At 63.8% G+C, this 15794-nt stretch carries 14 protein-coding genes; 3 read left to right on the top strand and 11 right to left on the bottom strand.

The features are described 5' to 3' along the window. Positions 1–51: 51 nt before the first annotated feature. The 8 genes from AC1D1L_RS01675 to AC1D1L_RS01640 all read right to left on the bottom strand — a co-directional run bounded on the left by AC1D1L_RS01675 (position 52) and on the right by AC1D1L_RS01640 (position 9459). Positions 52–531 carry a carboxymuconolactone decarboxylase family protein gene (locus tag AC1D1L_RS01675; protein WP_192249779.1) on the bottom strand — a complete coding sequence of 160 codons (480 nt, stop codon included), beginning with the start codon at positions 529–531 and terminating at the stop codon, positions 52–54. Between the two features lie 109 nt (positions 532–640). Continuing rightward, positions 641–2194, bottom strand: coding sequence for an alpha/beta fold hydrolase (locus AC1D1L_RS01670; protein ID WP_477338274.1), 1554 nt, complete (start codon positions 2192–2194; stop codon positions 641–643). Positions 2195–2331: 137 nt separating this feature from the next. Next, on the bottom strand, positions 2332–2646 hold the full coding sequence (locus AC1D1L_RS01665; RefSeq protein WP_477338272.1) for a formate dehydrogenase subunit delta: 315 nt from the start codon (positions 2644–2646) through the stop codon (positions 2332–2334). Further along, complete coding sequence (fdhD, locus tag AC1D1L_RS01660) at positions 2636–3466, bottom strand: formate dehydrogenase accessory sulfurtransferase FdhD (protein WP_477338270.1); 831 nt, start codon at positions 3464–3466, stop codon at positions 2636–2638. Before fdhD ends, AC1D1L_RS01665 begins: the two co-directional genes overlap by 11 nt. A 2-nt stretch (positions 3467–3468) precedes the next feature. Next, the gene (fdhF, locus tag AC1D1L_RS01655) at positions 3469–6381 is read right to left on the bottom strand and encodes a formate dehydrogenase subunit alpha (protein ID WP_477338268.1); all 2913 of its coding nucleotides are present in this window, start codon (positions 6379–6381) and stop codon (positions 3469–3471) included. 10 nt (positions 6382–6391) lie between these two features. Further along, positions 6392–7948, bottom strand: coding sequence for a formate dehydrogenase beta subunit (locus tag AC1D1L_RS01650; protein ID WP_477338266.1), 1557 nt, complete (start codon positions 7946–7948; stop codon positions 6392–6394). After that, positions 7945–8424 (bottom strand): formate dehydrogenase subunit gamma, encoded by a 480-nt coding sequence (locus tag AC1D1L_RS01645; RefSeq protein WP_112560655.1) that lies wholly within the window; start codon positions 8422–8424, stop codon positions 7945–7947. Before AC1D1L_RS01645 ends, AC1D1L_RS01650 begins: the two co-directional genes overlap by 4 nt. A gap of 135 nt (positions 8425–8559) precedes the next feature. Next, positions 8560–9459, bottom strand: a complete 900-nt coding sequence (locus AC1D1L_RS01640) for a LysR family transcriptional regulator (protein ID WP_477338264.1) — start codon at positions 9457–9459, stop codon at positions 8560–8562. Positions 9460–9616: 157 nt separating this feature from the next. Between AC1D1L_RS01640 and AC1D1L_RS01635 the strand changes: the two genes are divergently transcribed. Next, entirely contained in the window at positions 9617–10795 is a 1179-nt protein-coding gene (locus AC1D1L_RS01635) for an Mrp/NBP35 family ATP-binding protein (RefSeq protein ID WP_477338739.1), read from the top strand. Between the two features lie 97 nt (positions 10796–10892). Here the strand turns inward: AC1D1L_RS01635 and AC1D1L_RS01630 are convergent, their stop codons facing one another. Together AC1D1L_RS01630 and AC1D1L_RS01625 are read right to left on the bottom strand one after the other, a co-directional pair. Then, positions 10893–12083, bottom strand: coding sequence for an integrase core domain-containing protein (locus AC1D1L_RS01630; RefSeq protein WP_477338262.1), 1191 nt, complete (start codon positions 12081–12083; stop codon positions 10893–10895). 279 nt (positions 12084–12362) lie between these two features. Further along, positions 12363–12815, bottom strand: a complete 453-nt coding sequence (locus tag AC1D1L_RS01625; RefSeq protein ID WP_112560659.1) for an SRPBCC family protein — start codon at positions 12813–12815, stop codon at positions 12363–12365. Positions 12816–12960: 145 nt separating this feature from the next. Between AC1D1L_RS01625 and AC1D1L_RS01620 the strand changes: the two genes are divergently transcribed. Beyond that, positions 12961–14766: an IlvD/Edd family dehydratase gene (locus AC1D1L_RS01620; protein WP_477338260.1), complete on the top strand. Its 1806-nt coding sequence runs from the start codon at positions 12961–12963 to the stop codon at positions 14764–14766. Positions 14767–14836: 70 nt separating this feature from the next. On the opposite strand, the gene AC1D1L_RS01615 is transcribed toward AC1D1L_RS01620, so the two are convergent. Beyond that, positions 14837–15256 carry a GFA family protein gene (locus AC1D1L_RS01615; protein WP_112560661.1) on the bottom strand — a complete coding sequence of 140 codons (420 nt, stop codon included), beginning with the start codon at positions 15254–15256 and terminating at the stop codon, positions 14837–14839. A gap of 132 nt (positions 15257–15388) precedes the next feature. Between AC1D1L_RS01615 and AC1D1L_RS01610 the strand changes: the two genes are divergently transcribed. After that, positions 15389–15784 carry a hypothetical protein gene (locus AC1D1L_RS01610; RefSeq protein WP_477338258.1) on the top strand — a complete coding sequence of 132 codons (396 nt, stop codon included), beginning with the start codon at positions 15389–15391 and terminating at the stop codon, positions 15782–15784. Positions 15785–15794 lie beyond the last annotated feature (10 nt).

Here is a 15794-nt window from a genome sequence, read left to right as displayed (position 1 = left end):
GCGGTTGATGATCAGAAGCACCGCCCGGCGCCCATCGCCGGGCAGGGTCTTTCACTGCGACTTCGCTTTAACGGCCGCGAACACGCCGTCGGTCTGCTGTTTGAAGGTCGCGAAATCGACCTGGCTGCCGTTGAGCATCGTCGACCAGTGGCGCACGATGGCCGCCATCGCGATCGCCTCCTTGATCTCCTCATCGGTCGCGCCATTGAGCTTGGCCGCCTCGGTGTGGAAATAGATGCAGTACTGGCACGGGATCTGCGAGGCGACGGCCAGCCCCATCAGCTCCTTGGTCTTGCCGTCGAGCGCGGTCTTGGGGTTGAGTTGAACGCCCTTGATCTCGGCCCAGGCGCCGGCAACCGCGACATCCGGCAGCGTCTTGAACATGTCCGGCACCGAGCCGAGCGTCGCCTCGATGTCCTTGTAAGCAGCGGTCGCCGCGGCATCCTCGGCCTTGGCAGGGGCGATGGTGAACAGCGCGCCAACGCTTGCCGCTATCATCAGCGATTTGATCGACCTGTTTGACTTCAGCATTGCATCCTCCGTTCGCAGCGCCTTCCCGGCGACATCCGCCTGGGCTGCATGGAGAGAATTGGTAGCGCCTGCGCGCCCTTGGCCGCTTCGCCCGAAAGCGCCATGGCTCCTATGGCCCGTCCGGGCCAGTATGCCTGGCGGAAAATGCCGCTGCCGCCGCCCGTGACGGTAGGTCGAGCTTCAGCAATATGTTGGCGACATGACGCTTCACCGTATGCTCGCTCAGCCTCAGCTCGGCAGCGATTGCGGCATTGCTCTTGCCGTCGGCAATCAGGCTCACCACCTCGCTTTCGCGCGCCGTCAATTGAGCCGGCTCGGCAGGCCTGGCCTTGGGACGGCAAGCAGGCTCGAGATGCTGTTCCGACGTCGCCTGGACCAGCGCCAGCGGCTCGTCCAGCTCATCCACCGTGACACGCCCGGCATCGATGAAATGCAGGCCGGAACCGGCCGCCAGATCAGCGACCAGCCGCGACGCCAGAATATCGCCGCGGCCGGCATGGGCGGCGATCTGCATCGTCACCCGTGCCATCAGCCCCATCGGCGGCCCGCGCATTTCGACCTCGCCGACATGCGCGCCCTGGGCGCTTGCAATGCCCATCTGTTGCGCCGCATCGCGAAGTGCCGCCGCGCAGCGTATGGCACGCGCCGGCCCGTCGAAGCGCGAGATCATCAATTCGCCATGGATGCCGGCGACGCGTCCGCCATGACGGCCGACCAACTGCCGCCAGCTCTCCTGGAAGCGCTCGCTGCGTTCGCTCCACATGCGGTCGCCCACTCGCGCCGTGTCGTAGACGCGTGTCACCAGAAGGGCGGCAAGCACGCGCTCCGCTTCGGTCACGGCGCGCTCGCCGGTCAGGAATTCCTCGACCAGGTCTGCCACCCGGTCGACATCGCCGGTCCAGATCGGGTGATCGCGGCCGGGGATTTCGACCAGTCGCGCATTGGCGATCTTCTTGGCCAGGAAGCGGCTGGCGTCGGGGTCGACCCGCACATCGTTACGGCGATGGATGAGCAGTGTCGGCGCGCCGATCGCCGAAAGCACGCCGCGCACGTCGATATCGGCATTCATCCGTGCCAGGGCCGCCGCCGCCGTCGGGCTGGCCGACAGCCGTTCGAAGCGCGCCCACCACTGGGTGAAATGCGCGTCATCGACGCGGCCCGGCGCAAAGTTGGGCAGAGTGGCGCCGGTGCCCCAGGCCGTGCCGGCGGTCGCAATGAAGGCCTCGAGGCGTTCGGGCGGCATCACCCATTTGTGGAAATGCGCGTAGCCGCCATAAAGCGCCAGCGCCCGTGTCCGCTCCGGATAGGTGGCGGCGAACAGCATTGCCATCGGCGCGCCTTCCGAGGCCCCAAGCAGGGCGGCGCGGCCGCTGCCAGTGGCATCCATCACCGCGCGCACATCGTCCATGCGGGTCTCTAAGCTGGGCAGATGGCGTGGGTCGACGCGGTCGGACAGGCCGGTGCCGCGCTTGTCGAACAGGATCAGTCGCGAGAACGCCGAGAGCCGTTTCAACAGCCTGGTATAACCCTCGTCTTCCCAATGCAGGTCGAGATTGGAGATGAAGCCGGGCACGAAAACCAGGTCGAACGATCCCTGGCCGACCACCTGATAGGCGATCCGCACGTCGCCGCTGAGGGCATATCGCGTCTCGATCGGCCTCACGACTGCATCCCGCCCGGCCAGACGATTTCTGATCGCCGACCATAGCAGACGCCTGCCGGATGCGGCAGTCAAACTTTAGAAAACAGGAATATAGCCTTGCGGTCCGAACCGCTCGCCCGGCCCCTTCTGGGGAGAGCCTATTTCTGGGGAGCAGCGCTCTCTGCACCACTGGGTTGGACGTAGCCGATGCTCATATCGGCCTGCTCCTCGGTCTTTGGCCGCTTGATCCGGGCAGAGGCCTCGACGACTAGCTCGTCGAAATTTTCGCCGCCGCTGTCCAGCATCTCGAAGAACTGGCGCCGCATCCTCGGCTCCCAGAACTTGTTGATGTGCTCGGCCACACCCACCACGCCCTCCTCGCGCGGCCTGGAATGGAAGAAGGCGGCGATCTGATTGGCCATCCGCACCAGCTTTTCCCTGGTGTTCGTGATGTGGTCTTCGTCATGCGACATGCTGGGCAACTCCCAAGACCACCCGTTCCGGGTGGGTGAAAACATCGAAATCGTCGCCGCGCACCAGCGCCACCAGCGTCATGCCTGCCTCTTCCGCTGTGCGGATGGCAAGCGCGGTCGGCGCCGAGACAGCCATGATGAAAGCCGAGCCGATGGCCGCCGTCTTCTGCACCATCTCGACCGAGACGCGTGACGTCACGACCACGGCGCCCGAGGCACCCTTAATGCCGGCCTTCGCCAGCGCGCCGGCCAGCTTGTCCAGCGCATTGTGGCGGCCGACATCCTCGCGCGCCATGACAATGCCCTTGCCCGGTACATAGAAGCCCGCGGCGTGCACGGCGCCGGTTTCGGAATGCAGCGGCTGTACCTTCGACAACAGCCTCACCGAGCGAACAATGTCGTCGGCTTCAAGGGTAAGCTTGGACGCACCGACCTTGTCGACCGAGCGCATCGCTTCCTCGATGGATTCGATGCCGCACAGTCCGCAGCCAACCGGGCCGGCCAAGCGCCTGCGTCGCGCCTCGAAGCGCGTATTGGCCTGGTCTTTCAACCGGATCTGGATGTCGATCCCGGCGCCATGGTCCTCGACCTCGATCGCCTCGATCTCCTGGGGATCTGCGATGATGCCTTCGGTCAGCGAGAAGCCGAGCGCGAAATCCTCGAAATCAGACGGGCTCGCCATCATCACCGCATGGGTGGTGCCAGCAAAGGAGAACGCCACCGGCGTCTCCTCCGGCACCATTCGGTTGGCCGAGGTCGTGCCGCTGGCGCGGTGCGCCAGCCGCGAGGTCTGCGTCGTCGCTTTGCGGCGCGCGGCCAAGACTACTCGGCCGCCTGCAGCCGAGCGATGCGGCGGCTCTGCTCGGCCTGCTCGTTGTAGTCGCGCTGCCAGTCCGAAGGCCCGTTCGACGCGCCGACCTGCACCGCGGTCACCTTGTACTCCGGACAATTGGTCGCCCAGTCGGAGAAGTCGGTGGTGATGACGTTGGCCTGCGTGTCCGGATGGTGGAAGGTGGTGTAGACCACACCCGGCGACACACGGTCGGTGATCAGCGCACGCAGCGTCGTCTCACCCGAGCGGCTGGTCAACCGCACCCAGTCGCCATCGCGCAGGCCGCGGTTCTCGGCGTCGTGCGGATGGATTTCCAGCCGGTCTTCCGAGTGCCACATGACGTTTTCGGTACGCCTTGTCTGTGCGCCGACATTGTACTGGCTGAGGATGCGGCCGGTGGTCAGCAGCAACGGGAAACGCGGCCCGGTCCGCTCGTCGGTCGCCACATATTCGGTGCGGATGAACTTGCCCTTGCCGCGCACGAAGCCGTCGATATGCATGATCGGCGTACCGAGTGGGGCCTTCTCGTTGCAGGGCCATTGCACCGATCCGACACGGTCGAGCAGATCGAAGGAGACGCCGGCGAAGCTTGGCGTCGTCTTGGCGATCTCGTCCATGATCTCGGAGGGATGCTGGTAGTTCCAGTCAAGCCCGATCGCACGGGCAAGCTCCTGCGTCGCTTCCCAGTCGGCGTAGCGCGCCTTCGGCTCCAGCACCTTGCGCACCATGTTGATGCGGCGCTCGGCATTGGTGAAGGTGCCGTCCTTCTCCAGGAAGGTCGAGCCCGGCAGGAAGACATGCGCGTAGTTCGCTGTCTCGTTGAGGAACAGGTCGTGCACGACCACGCATTCCATCGCCGCCAGGCCGGCCGCGACGTGCTTGGTATCAGGATCGGACTGCAGGATGTCCTCGCCCTGGATGTAGATGCCTTTGAAGGAGCCGTCGACAGCGGCATCCAGCATGTTGGGGATGCGCAGGCCCGGTTCGTCGTCGAGCTTCACGCCCCACAAAGTCTCATAGATGTCGCGCACCGCCTCGCCGGAGATGTGGCGGTAGCCCGGCAGTTCATGCGGGAACGAGCCCATGTCGCATGAGCCCTGCACATTGTTCTGGCCGCGCAGCGGATTCACGCCGACACCCGGGCGGCCGATATTGCCGGTCGCCATGGCAAGGTTGGCGATAGCCATAACCGTAGTCGACCCCTGGCTGTGTTCGGTGACGCCGAGGCCGTAATAAATCGCGCCGTTGCCGCCCTTGGCATAGAGCCGCGCAGCACCCCGGATCAGCTCCGGGTCGACGCCGGAAAGCTTGCCGACGGTCTCGGGGCTGTTCTCCGGCAAGGCGACGAAGGAGGCCCAGTCCTGGAACTCCGTCCAGTCGCAGCGTTCGCGGATGAAGGCTTCGTCGAAAAGTCCTTCGGTGACGATGACATGCGCGAGCGACGTCAGCACCGCCACGTTGGTGCCGGGCTTCAGCGGCAGGTGGTAGTCGGCCTCGACATGCGCCGACTTGACCATTTCGGTGCGGCGCGGATCGAGCACGATCAGCTTGGCGCCCTGGCGCAGCCGCTTCTTCAGTCGTGAAGCAAACACGGGATGCGCGGAAACCGGATTGGCGCCGATGATAACGGCGACATCGGTGAACTCGACGGAATCGAAATCCTGGGTGCCGGCCGAGGTGCCATAGGTCTGGCCGAGGCCGTAGCCGGTCGGCGAGTGGCAGACGCGGGCGCAGGTGTCGACATTGTTGTTGCGGAAGCCCTGGCGCACCAGCTTCTGCACCAGATAGGTCTCCTCATTCGTGCAGCGCGAGGACGTGATACCGCCGATCGAGGTGCGTCCGTATTGATATTGGATACGGCGGAATTCCTTGGCCGTATGGGCGATCGCCTCTTCCCAGCTCACCTCGCGCCAGGGATCGCTGACCTTTTCCCGGATCATCGGCGACAGGATGCGGTCCTTGTGGGTCGCGTAGCCATAGGCGAAACGGCCCTTCACGCAGGAGTGGCCGTGGTTCGCCTTGCCGTCCTTGTAAGGCATCATGCGAATGACTTCGTCGCCCTTCACTTCGGCCTTGAAAGAGCAGCCGACGCCGCAATAGGCACAGGTGGTGACGGCCGAGCGCTCGGGCATGCCTTTCTCAAGCACGGTCTTTTCACGCAGCGCATCGGTCGGACAGGCCTGCACGCAGGCGCCGCAGGACACGCATTCGGAGGCAATAAAATCCTCATGCATGCCGGCGACCATGCGCGATTCGAAACCGCGGCCCTCGATCGTCAGCGCGAAGGTGCCCTGCACCTCCTCGCAGGCCCGCACGCAGCGCGAGCAGACGATACATTGCGCCGGATCATAGGTGAAATAGGGGTTGGACTCATCGCGGGCGATGTAGTCGACCGTCAGCGAGCCATGGCCCGGCGCGACGCCGTTTTCCTGCTTGACGTGGTTGCGGCCCTCGACGCCGAAGCGGTTCTCGGTCAGGCCAACCGACTTCGCCACAACGTCGAACTCGCTGGCGCCGGTACCGGCCTTCTCGTTCCAGCCGGTCGGATGGTCGGAGACGTAAAGCTCCATGACACCGCGGCGGATGGCGTCGAGCCGCTCGGATTGCGTGCGCACCACCATGCCTTCGCCGACCGGCGTCGTGCAGGATGCCGGCGTGCCGCCGCGCCCTTCGATCTCAACGAGGCAGACGCGGCAGGAGCCGAACGAGTCCAACATGTCCGTGGCGCAGAGTTTTGGGATCTCGACCCCGCCTTCCATCGCCGCGCGCATGATCGACGTACCCTCAGGCACACTGATACTGCGGCCGTCGACGATCAGCGTGACCTGCTTCTGCGCCTTCGATTCCGGGGTTCCGTAGTCGAGTTCTTCGATGAGTGTCGGGAAGTCGGCCTTGATATTCATCTGCCAGCTCCTATTCAGCAGCCACGCGCGCCGGCGCGGGCTTGAAATCTTCGGGGAAATGGGTGATCGAGCTCATCACCGGGTAGGGCGTGAAGCCGCCCAGCGCGCAGAGCGATCCGAACTTCATCGTGTTGCAGAGATCGGTGACCAGAGCCAGGTTCTTTTCCGGCTCGATGCCGGCGGCAAGCCTGTCGATGGTCTCCACCCCGCGTGTCGAGCCGATGCGGCAGGGCGTGCACTTGCCGCAGCTCTCGATGGCACAGAATTCCATGGCGAAGCGCGCCTGCTTCAGCATGTCAGCGGTGTCGTCGAACACGGTGATGCCGGCATGACCGATCAGCCCGTCACGCTTCGCGAACTCTTCGTAGTCGAACGGCGTGTCGAACAGCGCGCGCGGGAAATAGGCGCCGAGCGGCCCGCCGACCTGCACTGCCTTCACCGGCCGGCCAGTCGCTGTGCCGCCGCCGATGTCGTCGACGATTTCGCCGAGCGTCAGGCCGAACGCCGTCTCGAACAGGCCGCCATGCTTGACGTTGCCGGCGATCTGGATCGGGATGGTGCCGCGCGAGCGGCCCATGCCGAAATCCTTGTAGAAGGCGGCACCCTTGTCCATGATGATCGGTACCGAAGCCAGCGAGATGACGTTGTTGATCACCGTCGGCTTGCCGAACAAGCCCTGGATCGCCGGCAGCGGCGGCTTGGGGCGAACCACGCCGCGCTTGCCTTCAAGGCTGTTCAGCAGCGAGGTTTCCTCACCGCAGACATAGGCGCCGGCGCCGACGCGAATTTCCATGTCGAAGGCGTTGGGCGAACCCAGCACATTGACGCCGAGCACGCCGGCTTTGCGGGCGACCTCGACAGCCTTGTTCATGACAGCCACCGCATGCGGATATTCCGAGCGGATATAGACAAAACCCTTGGTCGCGCCGGTGGCGATGCCGGCGATCGCCATGCCTTCAATCAGCACGAAGGGATCGCCTTCCATGATCATGCGGTCGGCGAAAGTGGCGCTGTCGCCTTCGTCGGCGTTGCAGACGATGTACTTGCGCTCACCGGCCGTATCAAGCACCGTCTTCCACTTGATGCCGGTCGGGAAGCCAGCGCCGCCGCGACCGCGCAAGCCCGATTCGGTGACCTGCTTGACGATGTCGAGCGGCGCCATAGCCACGGCGTTCTGCAGGCCCTTCAGTCCGCCGAGCGACTTGTAGGCGTCGAGCGACAGCGGGTCGTTGATGCCGCAACGCGCGAAGGTCAGGCGCGTCTGCTTGGCCAGGAACGGGATTTTGTCAGGCGCGCCCAGCCAGCGCTTGTGATGGCCACCCTTGAGGAAGCCGCTGTCGAACAGGCTCTTGACATCGGAAGGCTTCACCGGCCCGTAAGCGACGCGGCCCTCGGCGGTCGCGACCTCGACCATCGGTTCGAGGAAATAGGCACCGCGCGAGCCGTTGCGCACGATCTTGGCCTCGATGCCTCGTTCGGCCAGTTCTGCACGAATCGCCTTGGCGACCTTTTCGGCGCCGAGCGCCAGCGCGCCGGAGTCACCTGGAATGTAGATGCGCGGGATCATGAGCGTACCTCCGCGACGATCTCTTCGATCTTCTCGTCATCGAGCCGCCCGATCACCTCACCATCCAGCATCGCCGACGGTGAACAGGCGCAAAGCCCGAGGCAATAGACAGGCTCAAGTGTAACCGATCCGTCGCGGGTGGTCTCATGGAAATCGATGCCGAGCAGCTGCTTGACCTTTGCCGCGATCGCATCCGAACCCATCGACTGGCAGGCTTCCGCCTGGCAGAGCTTGAGCACGTGCCGGCCGGCCGGGCGGGCGCGAAAATCATGATAGAAGGTCACGACACCGTGCACCTCGGCCCTCGACAGGTTCAGCCCATCGGCGATGACGGGCACGGCGTCCTGCGGTACGTGGCCAAATTCTTCCTGGATGCCGTGGAGGATCGGCAGCAGTGGACCCTCGAGGTCCTTCAGCTCCTGGATGATCGCGGCCGTGCGCGACTGGATCTCGGTACTTGCAGGCTGCATCGTCATGCAGCGCCCTCCCTGGTCGATAGCGGTCTCGCGCTAAGTGCTTACGAAATCAGAGGAAACCCCCGAAATCAATAAAGCTGATCCGTTGCTTGATAGAAATTTTCTATCGAAACCCGTCAGCCTGCATTGTCTAGCCTAGCGGTGGTTGCGGAAATCGTCTGCCAGCGCCATCGCCTCGTCCAGCAGCGCCTGTACCAGCGGCGTGTGCGGCTCGCGCGGTGCGGCCACCAGCCCGACGGTGTGGCTGGCATCCGGCTCGACGATCGGGATGGCTCGGATCGGCTCGGAAAAGCCGAATGTTTCCGCGAGGTTGAGCGGCATGATCGACGACCATTTGCCGGTCCTTATATGCGAGAACAGCACGATCATCGAATTGGATTCCAGCGTTGGCCGCATCTCGACGCCGGCCTCGGCCAGATGCTGGTCGATGATGCGGCGGTTCTGCATGTCCGGCGTCAACAGGCAGAGCGGCAGCTGGCTGAGTTCGGCCCACGTCACTTTGTCGCGGTCGGAGTACGGATTTCCGACAGCGGTGATCAGCTGGTAGCGCTCGTCATAGAGCGGCACGCTGGTGACGCGGCCGAGCGGCTCGTTGTCGAGATAGGTGATGCCGGCATCGACGTCGAAATTGCCAAGCAGCGACAGCACCTCGATCGAGGTGCGCGACAGGATCGAGAAGGTGACGCCGGGGTGCTTTGCCCGGAATGGCGTCGTCAGCCGCGCCACCATCGCTAAAGCGGTGGGGATCGCCGCGATGCGGATGCGCCCCGAAAGGCCGTGGCGTGCCGCCCGCATCTCTTCCTTCATGGCACGGCTGTCGCCGACGATGCGGCGCGCCCACGCCAGCACCTGCTTGCCTTCCGGCGTCAGCCCCTGAAAGCGCGAGCCGCGATTGACCAGCATAACACCGAGCTGGCCCTCCAGCTGCTTGATCCCGGCCGATAGCGTCGGCTGGGTGACCCCGCACACCTCCGCCGCCCGGCCGAAATGCTCCTCCTTGGCCAGCGCAATGAAGAATTCCAGCTTGTCGATCATTGGCGCAAGCTAACCGGCGCCGGGCGGCGGCGCCAGACGCAGTTGGGCACCTCAGCTATTCAGCCGATTTCCGGGCAGAGCACGCCGGCTGTTGCGCCACGACTTGGTTCTGCCGGGAAACTGCATTATCTCAGGCGCAAGCTTGCATAAGGAAGACCTGATGTCCGTCACCAAGGAAATCGTCACCGAGCGCCTGAAGACGGTCAACGGGCCGGACTTCACCGGCAACATCGTTGATCTCGGCATGGTTTCGGAGATTTTCATCGCCGATTCGAAAGTATTCTTCTCGATCACCGTTCCCGCTGCCCGCGCGCAGGAGATGGAACCGTTGCGCGCCGCCGCCGAGCGCGTCGTCAAGGCGATTCCCGGCGTCGCCGGCGCCGTCGTCGCGCTGACGGCGGAAAAGAAGGGCGGCGGAATGGAGGCGCCGGTTCCGGCGCGCCCCGCACCCAGACCGGCACCGCCAGCTCCGCCAACGGCGCCACGCGCGGCTCCGCACGCCCCGGCCTCGCATAGCTCGGGCAAGCGTGGCGTGCCCGGCATCGAGGCGATTATCGCGGTTGCGTCCGGCAAGGGCGGCGTCGGCAAGTCGACCACCGCCGTCAACATCGCCCTCGGGCTCGCCGCCAATGGCCTACGGGTCGGCGTGCTCGATGCCGACATTTACGGGCCGTCCATGCCAAGGCTGCTCAACATCCATGGCCGGCCGCAGACGGTCGACGGCAAGATCCTGAAACCGATGGAGAATTACGGCCTCAAGGTGATGTCGATGGGTTTTCTCGTCGATGAGGAGACGCCGATGATCTGGCGTGGCCCGATGGTGATGTCGGCGTTGACGCAGATGCTGCGCGAAGTCGAATGGGGCCGGCTCGACGTGCTCGTCGTCGACATGCCGCCTGGCACCGGCGACGCCCAGTTGACCATGGCCCAGCAGGTGCCGCTGGCCGGCGCAGTCATCGTCTCGACGCCGCAGGACCTGGCCCTGATCGACGCCCGCAAGGGGTTGAACATGTTCAAGAAGGTCGACGTGCCGCTGCTCGGCATTGTCGAGAATATGAGCTATTTCGTCGCCCCGGACACCGGCAAGCGCTACGACATTTTCGGCCATGGTGGCGCCCGGCGCGAAGCCGAACGTCTCGGCGTGACCTTCCTTGGCGAAGTGCCGCTGGAAATGGGCATTCGCGAAAGCTCGGACGAAGGCTCGCCGGTGGTGGCGTCGAAGCCCGATAGCGCCGAGGCGAAGATCTACCGCGATATTGCTTCGAAGGTCTGGGACCGGGTCAACGAAGAACGTGGCGCGGCCGCAGCGGCGGTGCCGAGCATCGTGTTCGAGTAATTTTCGTTAGGTCGACGCTGCCCCTCATCCGCCTGCCGGTGTCCAGCCGATAGATGGGTAACAGTTTGAACCGGATACATAGGTAACAGTTTTCGCCTTATGTTGAGTTCGCCGCAGCGCCAAGCGGTTTGGTTGGCGCGGCGCTTCGGCGAACCAGTTTCCCGTGCTTCTGGTCGATAAACCCGAGCGGATGGGCATAGAAGCGTATCGCCCATTCGCCGCTCTCAGTTTCTTCGATGGCAACCGGTTCGCCTGCCAGCGTGGCCGAGACGTAGATTTCGGCGCCCTGCCATTTGACGGCTCCGTTCTGGCGCACACTGCGCACCGCTGCCTCGGCCGGATAGTCCGGCTCAGGGGTAGTCTTGGGCATGGACCGGGTCGAGGGCCGGTAATGCTGTGCTGGGGTTCCCATGCCAAGTGCCTCGTGCGGGCGCTCCTCATTGTAGCTGCGCCGGAAGGCCTCGAAAGCCTGGGCTTGGGCCGTTCTGTCGGCTTCCGGTGCCTTGGCCATCGGCAGCATGGTCAGATGGAAACGTTCATGGCGTCCGTTCTGCTGCGGCTTTCCCGGCTGGATGCGCTCAAGGACGATGCCGAGTTTGACGAAGCGCGCCGCGAGTGGCGTCAGCCCCGTGACGCCGGCCGATGCAAATGGTGAACCATTGTCGCTTCTGAACCGATCCGGCAGGCCATTCTCCTCAAACAACCGCTCAAACACCGGCCAGGCCTCTTCATCCGCCGTCGAGTTCGTTGCCTCCAGCCCCAACAGATAGCGGCTCGCCACATCCATCACCGTCAGCGGTTCGCAACGCCACCCGTCTCGGGTCCGGAACCAGCCCTTGTGGTCCCCGGTCCACACCGTGTTCGGCTCCGAAGCCTCCGGCCATGGGCCATTGCCTGCCGCCTTCCAGCGCCTGCGCTTGCGCCCCACAAGTCCATGTCGCTTCAGAAGTTCACCAGCCGTCGAGACCGCGGGCCAGCCGCAGCAAGGCTCCGCATGCTTGAGCCTGGCCATGATCTTCTTGGGACCCCACAGCGGGTGCGCCTCTTTCATGGCAACGATCCGCTCCACCACATCCAAAGGCGTAGCCCGGCCGTGATTGAGTGGCGCACGCGGAAAATCATGCAGACCTGCCGGCCCAAACTTCCGGTAGCGTTCAAGCCATTTGTAGCCAGTCTTGCGAGAGATACCGAACGTCGCACACAGCTGCGTCATCGTCTCCTCGCCGGTCAGGCACCCCACCACAAACCGAAGCCGCTCATCCATGATGCCAGTCTCTCGCCAAACCATCGCCGGTCCTCCCGGCGAGGGAGAAAACTGTCACCCATCTAATCGGTCCATTCTGTTACCTATCTATCCGGTTCGGACACCGGCCCCTTCTCCCCGTATAGTGCCGGGGAGAAGGGGGGCTGTCGCGACCTCGCCGCTTGTCCTGCACCGTTGACGATTATTGGCGAAACCGTCGGCACGGCGTCTTTCTCCCCGTCACTATACGGGGAGAAATGTCCGGCAGGACAATGAGGGGCGGCGCCAGCGCCGGATAACTAGGCGTAGTTCTAGCGGCGCAACTTAAGCTGCGCCCACCTTCTCGCCAAATGTCGAAAAGAACTGCCCGGCCAATTTCTTCGACGTCGATTCGATCAGCCGGCTGCCGAGTTGGGCGATCTTGCCGCCGACATCGGCCTTGGCGGCGTATTTGAGCACCGTCGCATCCGGCCCGTCCGCTGTCAGCGTGACATCGGCGCCGCCCTTGGCGAAGCCGGCAATGCCGCCCTTGCCTTCGCCCTGGATGGTGTAGGCGTGCGGCGGCTTCAAATTCTTCAACGTCACCTCGCCGTTGAAGGTCGCCTTGATCGGCCCGATCTTCACCACCACCGTCGCCGCCATTTCGGTCGGCGATTTCATCTCCAGGTTCTGGCAGCCGGGAATGCTTTCCCGCAGCACGTCAGGATCGTTCAGCGCTTCCCATACTTTCTGCAGGGGGGCGGCAATGCGTTCCTCGCCTTCGATCACCAAAGCCATCGATACCCTCCCGCGTTGCTCCGAAAAGGCCTAACGCAGGGTCCGACGCCTGTCTATCGCACCAAAGTCTGGGTGCGCTTGTGTGACCTCTTGCCTGCCAAGGCGCGTTGCCATATCGATTTGTCTTACAAATACGGAGACCACGATGGCAGGCGCCCCCACCAAGAAGAAGAAATTTCGCTCGCAGGAGTGGTTCGACAATCCCGACAATCCGGGCATGACCGCGCTCTATCTCGAACGCTACCTGAACTACGGCCTGACGCGAGCCGAACTGATGTCGGGCAAGCCGCTGATCGGCATCGCCCAGACCGGCTCGGATCTGTCGCCCTGCAACCGCCACCATATCGAGCTGGCCAAGCGCGTGCGCGAAGGCATCGTCTCGATGGGCGGCATTCCCTTCGAATTCCCTTGCCATCCGATCCAGGAAACCGGCAAGCGCCCGACGGCGGCGCTCGACCGCAACCTCGCCTATCTCGGCCTCGTCGAGGTGCTCTACGGCTACCCGCTCGACGGCGTCGTGCTGACCATCGGTTGCGACAAGACCACGCCGGCGCTTTTGATGGCGGCGGCCACCGTCAACATTCCGGCCATCGCGCTCTCGGTCGGCCCGATGCTCAATGGCTGGCATAAGGGCAAGCGCACGGGCTCCGGCACCATCGTCTGGGAATCGCGCCAGCGGCTGTCGGCCGGCGAGATCGACTATGACGAGTTTATGGACATCGTTGCCTCCTCGGCGCCGTCCACCGGCTATTGCAACACCATGGGCACCGCCACCACGATGAACTCGCTGGCCGAGGCGCTCGGCATGCAACTGCCGGGCTCGGCCGCCATCCCCGCACCCTACCGCGAGCGTGGCCAGATTTCCTACGAGACGGGCAAGCGCATCGTCGAGATGGTGCATGAGGATCTGAAGCCCTCTGACATCATGACGCGTCAGGCGTTCGAGAATGCCATCGTCGTCAATTCGGCGATAGGCGGCTCGACCAATGCGCCGATCCACCTCAATGCGATCGCCCGCCATCTCGGCGTGCCGCTCAACAATGACGACTGGCAGAAAATCGGCCTCAACGTGCCGCTGCTCGTCAATCTGCAGCCGACCGGCGAGTATCTCGGCGAGGACTACCACCATGCTGGTGGCGTGCCGGCGGTGGTGGCCGAGCTTTTGAAGGCCGGGCTTTTGCCGCATCCCGACGCCGTCACCGTCAACGGCAAGGCGATCGGCGACAATTGCCGCGGCGTGGCCAACGAGAACCAGGATGTCATCCGCAGCGTCGACAAGCCGCTCAAGGTCAATGCCGGTTTCATCAACCTCAGCGGCAATCTGTTCGATTCGGCGATCATGAAGACCAGCGGCATCTCGCCGGAATTCCGCGAACGCTATCTGTCCAACCCGAAGGACCCGGAAGCCTTTGAAGGCAATGCCATGGTCTTCGACGGCCCGGAAGACTATCACGCCCGCATCGACGATCCGGCGCAAGGCATCGACGAGCATACCATCCTGTTTATGCGTGGCGCCGGCCCGGTCGGCTATCCCGGCGGCGCCGAAGTCGTCAACATGCAGCCTCCCGCCTATCTCATCAAGAAGGGTATCCACGCTCTGGCCTGCATCGGCGACGGCCGCCAGTCGGGCACATCGGGCTCGCCGTCCATCCTCAACGCCTCGCCGGAAGCGGCAATAGGCGGCGGTCTGGCGCTGCTCAAGACCGGCGACCGCGTGCGCATCGACTTACGCAAAGGCACCGCCAACATCCTCGTCACCGACGAGGAAATCACGCGCCGCCGCGCTGAACTGCAGAACGATGGCGGCTATCACTACCCCAAGCACCAGACGCCATGGCAGGAAATCCAGCGCTCCATGGTCGACCAGTTCTCGGAAGGCATGGTACTGAAGCCGGCAGTGAAATACCAGGATGTCGCGCACACCAGAGGCGTGCCGAGGGACAATCACTGAGCGTCGAAGCGCTTACGCAAAACGACAGCGGCGGCTTGATTTCGATCAGGCCGCTGTTGATGTGTTCGCCCTACAGATAGGCGGTGATCTCCGGACGCTGGTCCTGTCGGTTGCGTTTGCCGTCCTCGTAGACGACCGGCGCCGCGGCAAGCTCCTCTTCACTGGCGTCGTCCAGGCAGGCGACATTCACTGCCCAGAAATTGCCGCCCATGATGTCGAGATAGCCACGAGAGAAGACGTTGGCGCCGCAGTTCGGGCACATATAGTGGTTGATATTGCCGTCCGGCCAGTTCGACGGCGACGCCTTGTATTCCCGCATCTTGTCCCTGCCATCCGTCACCCGCAACGCTTCGAAGGGCGCGAAGGACTTTCGGTAACCGAGTTTCCAGCAGAAGCTGCAGTTGCATTTGCGGATGCCCTCGGCGAGGTCCAGATCAGCCTCGAAATGCACTGCGCCGCAATGGCAGCTGCCGTGATAGGTCCTTTTCATGGCTCTCCTCCGTAGCATCGCTTAGTCGTCTACAGCCGCCAAATAGTCTGCCGATCGTTCCAGGCAACCCGGCTCTTATGTGCAACAGCGAGCGCGTGACACCATATGGATTGAAATCGAACAGGAACCATCATGGCGAAACGGCGCTCTTCCCTCGGTTTCCTCGGCATCTTCGGCCGCTCGGGTGATTTGCGGGAACTCGACAACGCGCTGCGCGGGGCCGACCTTCATCCGGCGCTTGTTCCCGAGGGCGTCAAGCTCACCATCGTCAACCTGACGAAAGACCATTGGCCGGACGAACCGCCGGAGGCCTATCGGTCCGTGGCGCAGCTGTTCGGCTATTGTATCGCTGGGCCGCAAACGTTCGAGCAGGCCAACGGCCCGGAGCGACGGCTGGACGCGGAGCGTCGCATCGAAGCAGCGCTTGAAACCGGCGACAGTCTGGATGCGCAGATCGTGCTGATGGCGCTGCATGCCAAGCTGATCAGCGCCGAGGTCGTCGAGCGATTTGGGCTAAGCGCGGACTGACTTCGTAAGG

Source organism: Mesorhizobium sp. P2_D6, assembly GCF_056404315.1.
The sequence above is the reverse complement of the archived record's forward strand: the minus strand, read 5'-3'. Positions and strand labels throughout refer to the sequence as shown.

Coding starts and splice junctions, on each gene's coding strand:
- AC1D1L_RS01625 (WP_112560659.1), bottom strand. CDS start 12,815: ATGGCTTTGGTGATCGAAGGCGAGGAACGCATTGCCGCCCCCCTGCAG.
- AC1D1L_RS01665 (WP_477338272.1), bottom strand. CDS start 2,646: ATGTCGCATGACGAAGACCACATCACGAACACCAGGGAAAAGCTGGTG.
- AC1D1L_RS01650 (WP_477338266.1), bottom strand. CDS start 7,948: ATGATCCCGCGCATCTACATTCCAGGTGACTCCGGCGCGCTGGCGCTC.
- AC1D1L_RS01640 (WP_477338264.1), bottom strand. CDS start 9,459: ATGATCGACAAGCTGGAATTCTTCATTGCGCTGGCCAAGGAGGAGCAT.
- AC1D1L_RS01610 (WP_477338258.1), top strand. CDS start 15,389: ATGGCGAAACGGCGCTCTTCCCTCGGTTTCCTCGGCATCTTCGGCCGC.
- AC1D1L_RS01630 (WP_477338262.1), bottom strand. CDS start 12,083: ATGGTTTGGCGAGAGACTGGCATCATGGATGAGCGGCTTCGGTTTGTG.
- fdhF (WP_477338268.1), bottom strand. CDS start 6,381: ATGAATATCAAGGCCGACTTCCCGACACTCATCGAAGAACTCGACTAC.
- AC1D1L_RS01620 (WP_477338260.1), top strand. CDS start 12,961: ATGGCAGGCGCCCCCACCAAGAAGAAGAAATTTCGCTCGCAGGAGTGG.
- AC1D1L_RS01675 (WP_192249779.1), bottom strand. CDS start 531: ATGCTGAAGTCAAACAGGTCGATCAAATCGCTGATGATAGCGGCAAGC.
- AC1D1L_RS01645 (WP_112560655.1), bottom strand. CDS start 8,424: ATGACGATGCAGCCTGCAAGTACCGAGATCCAGTCGCGCACGGCCGCG.
- AC1D1L_RS01615 (WP_112560661.1), bottom strand. CDS start 15,256: ATGAAAAGGACCTATCACGGCAGCTGCCATTGCGGCGCAGTGCATTTC.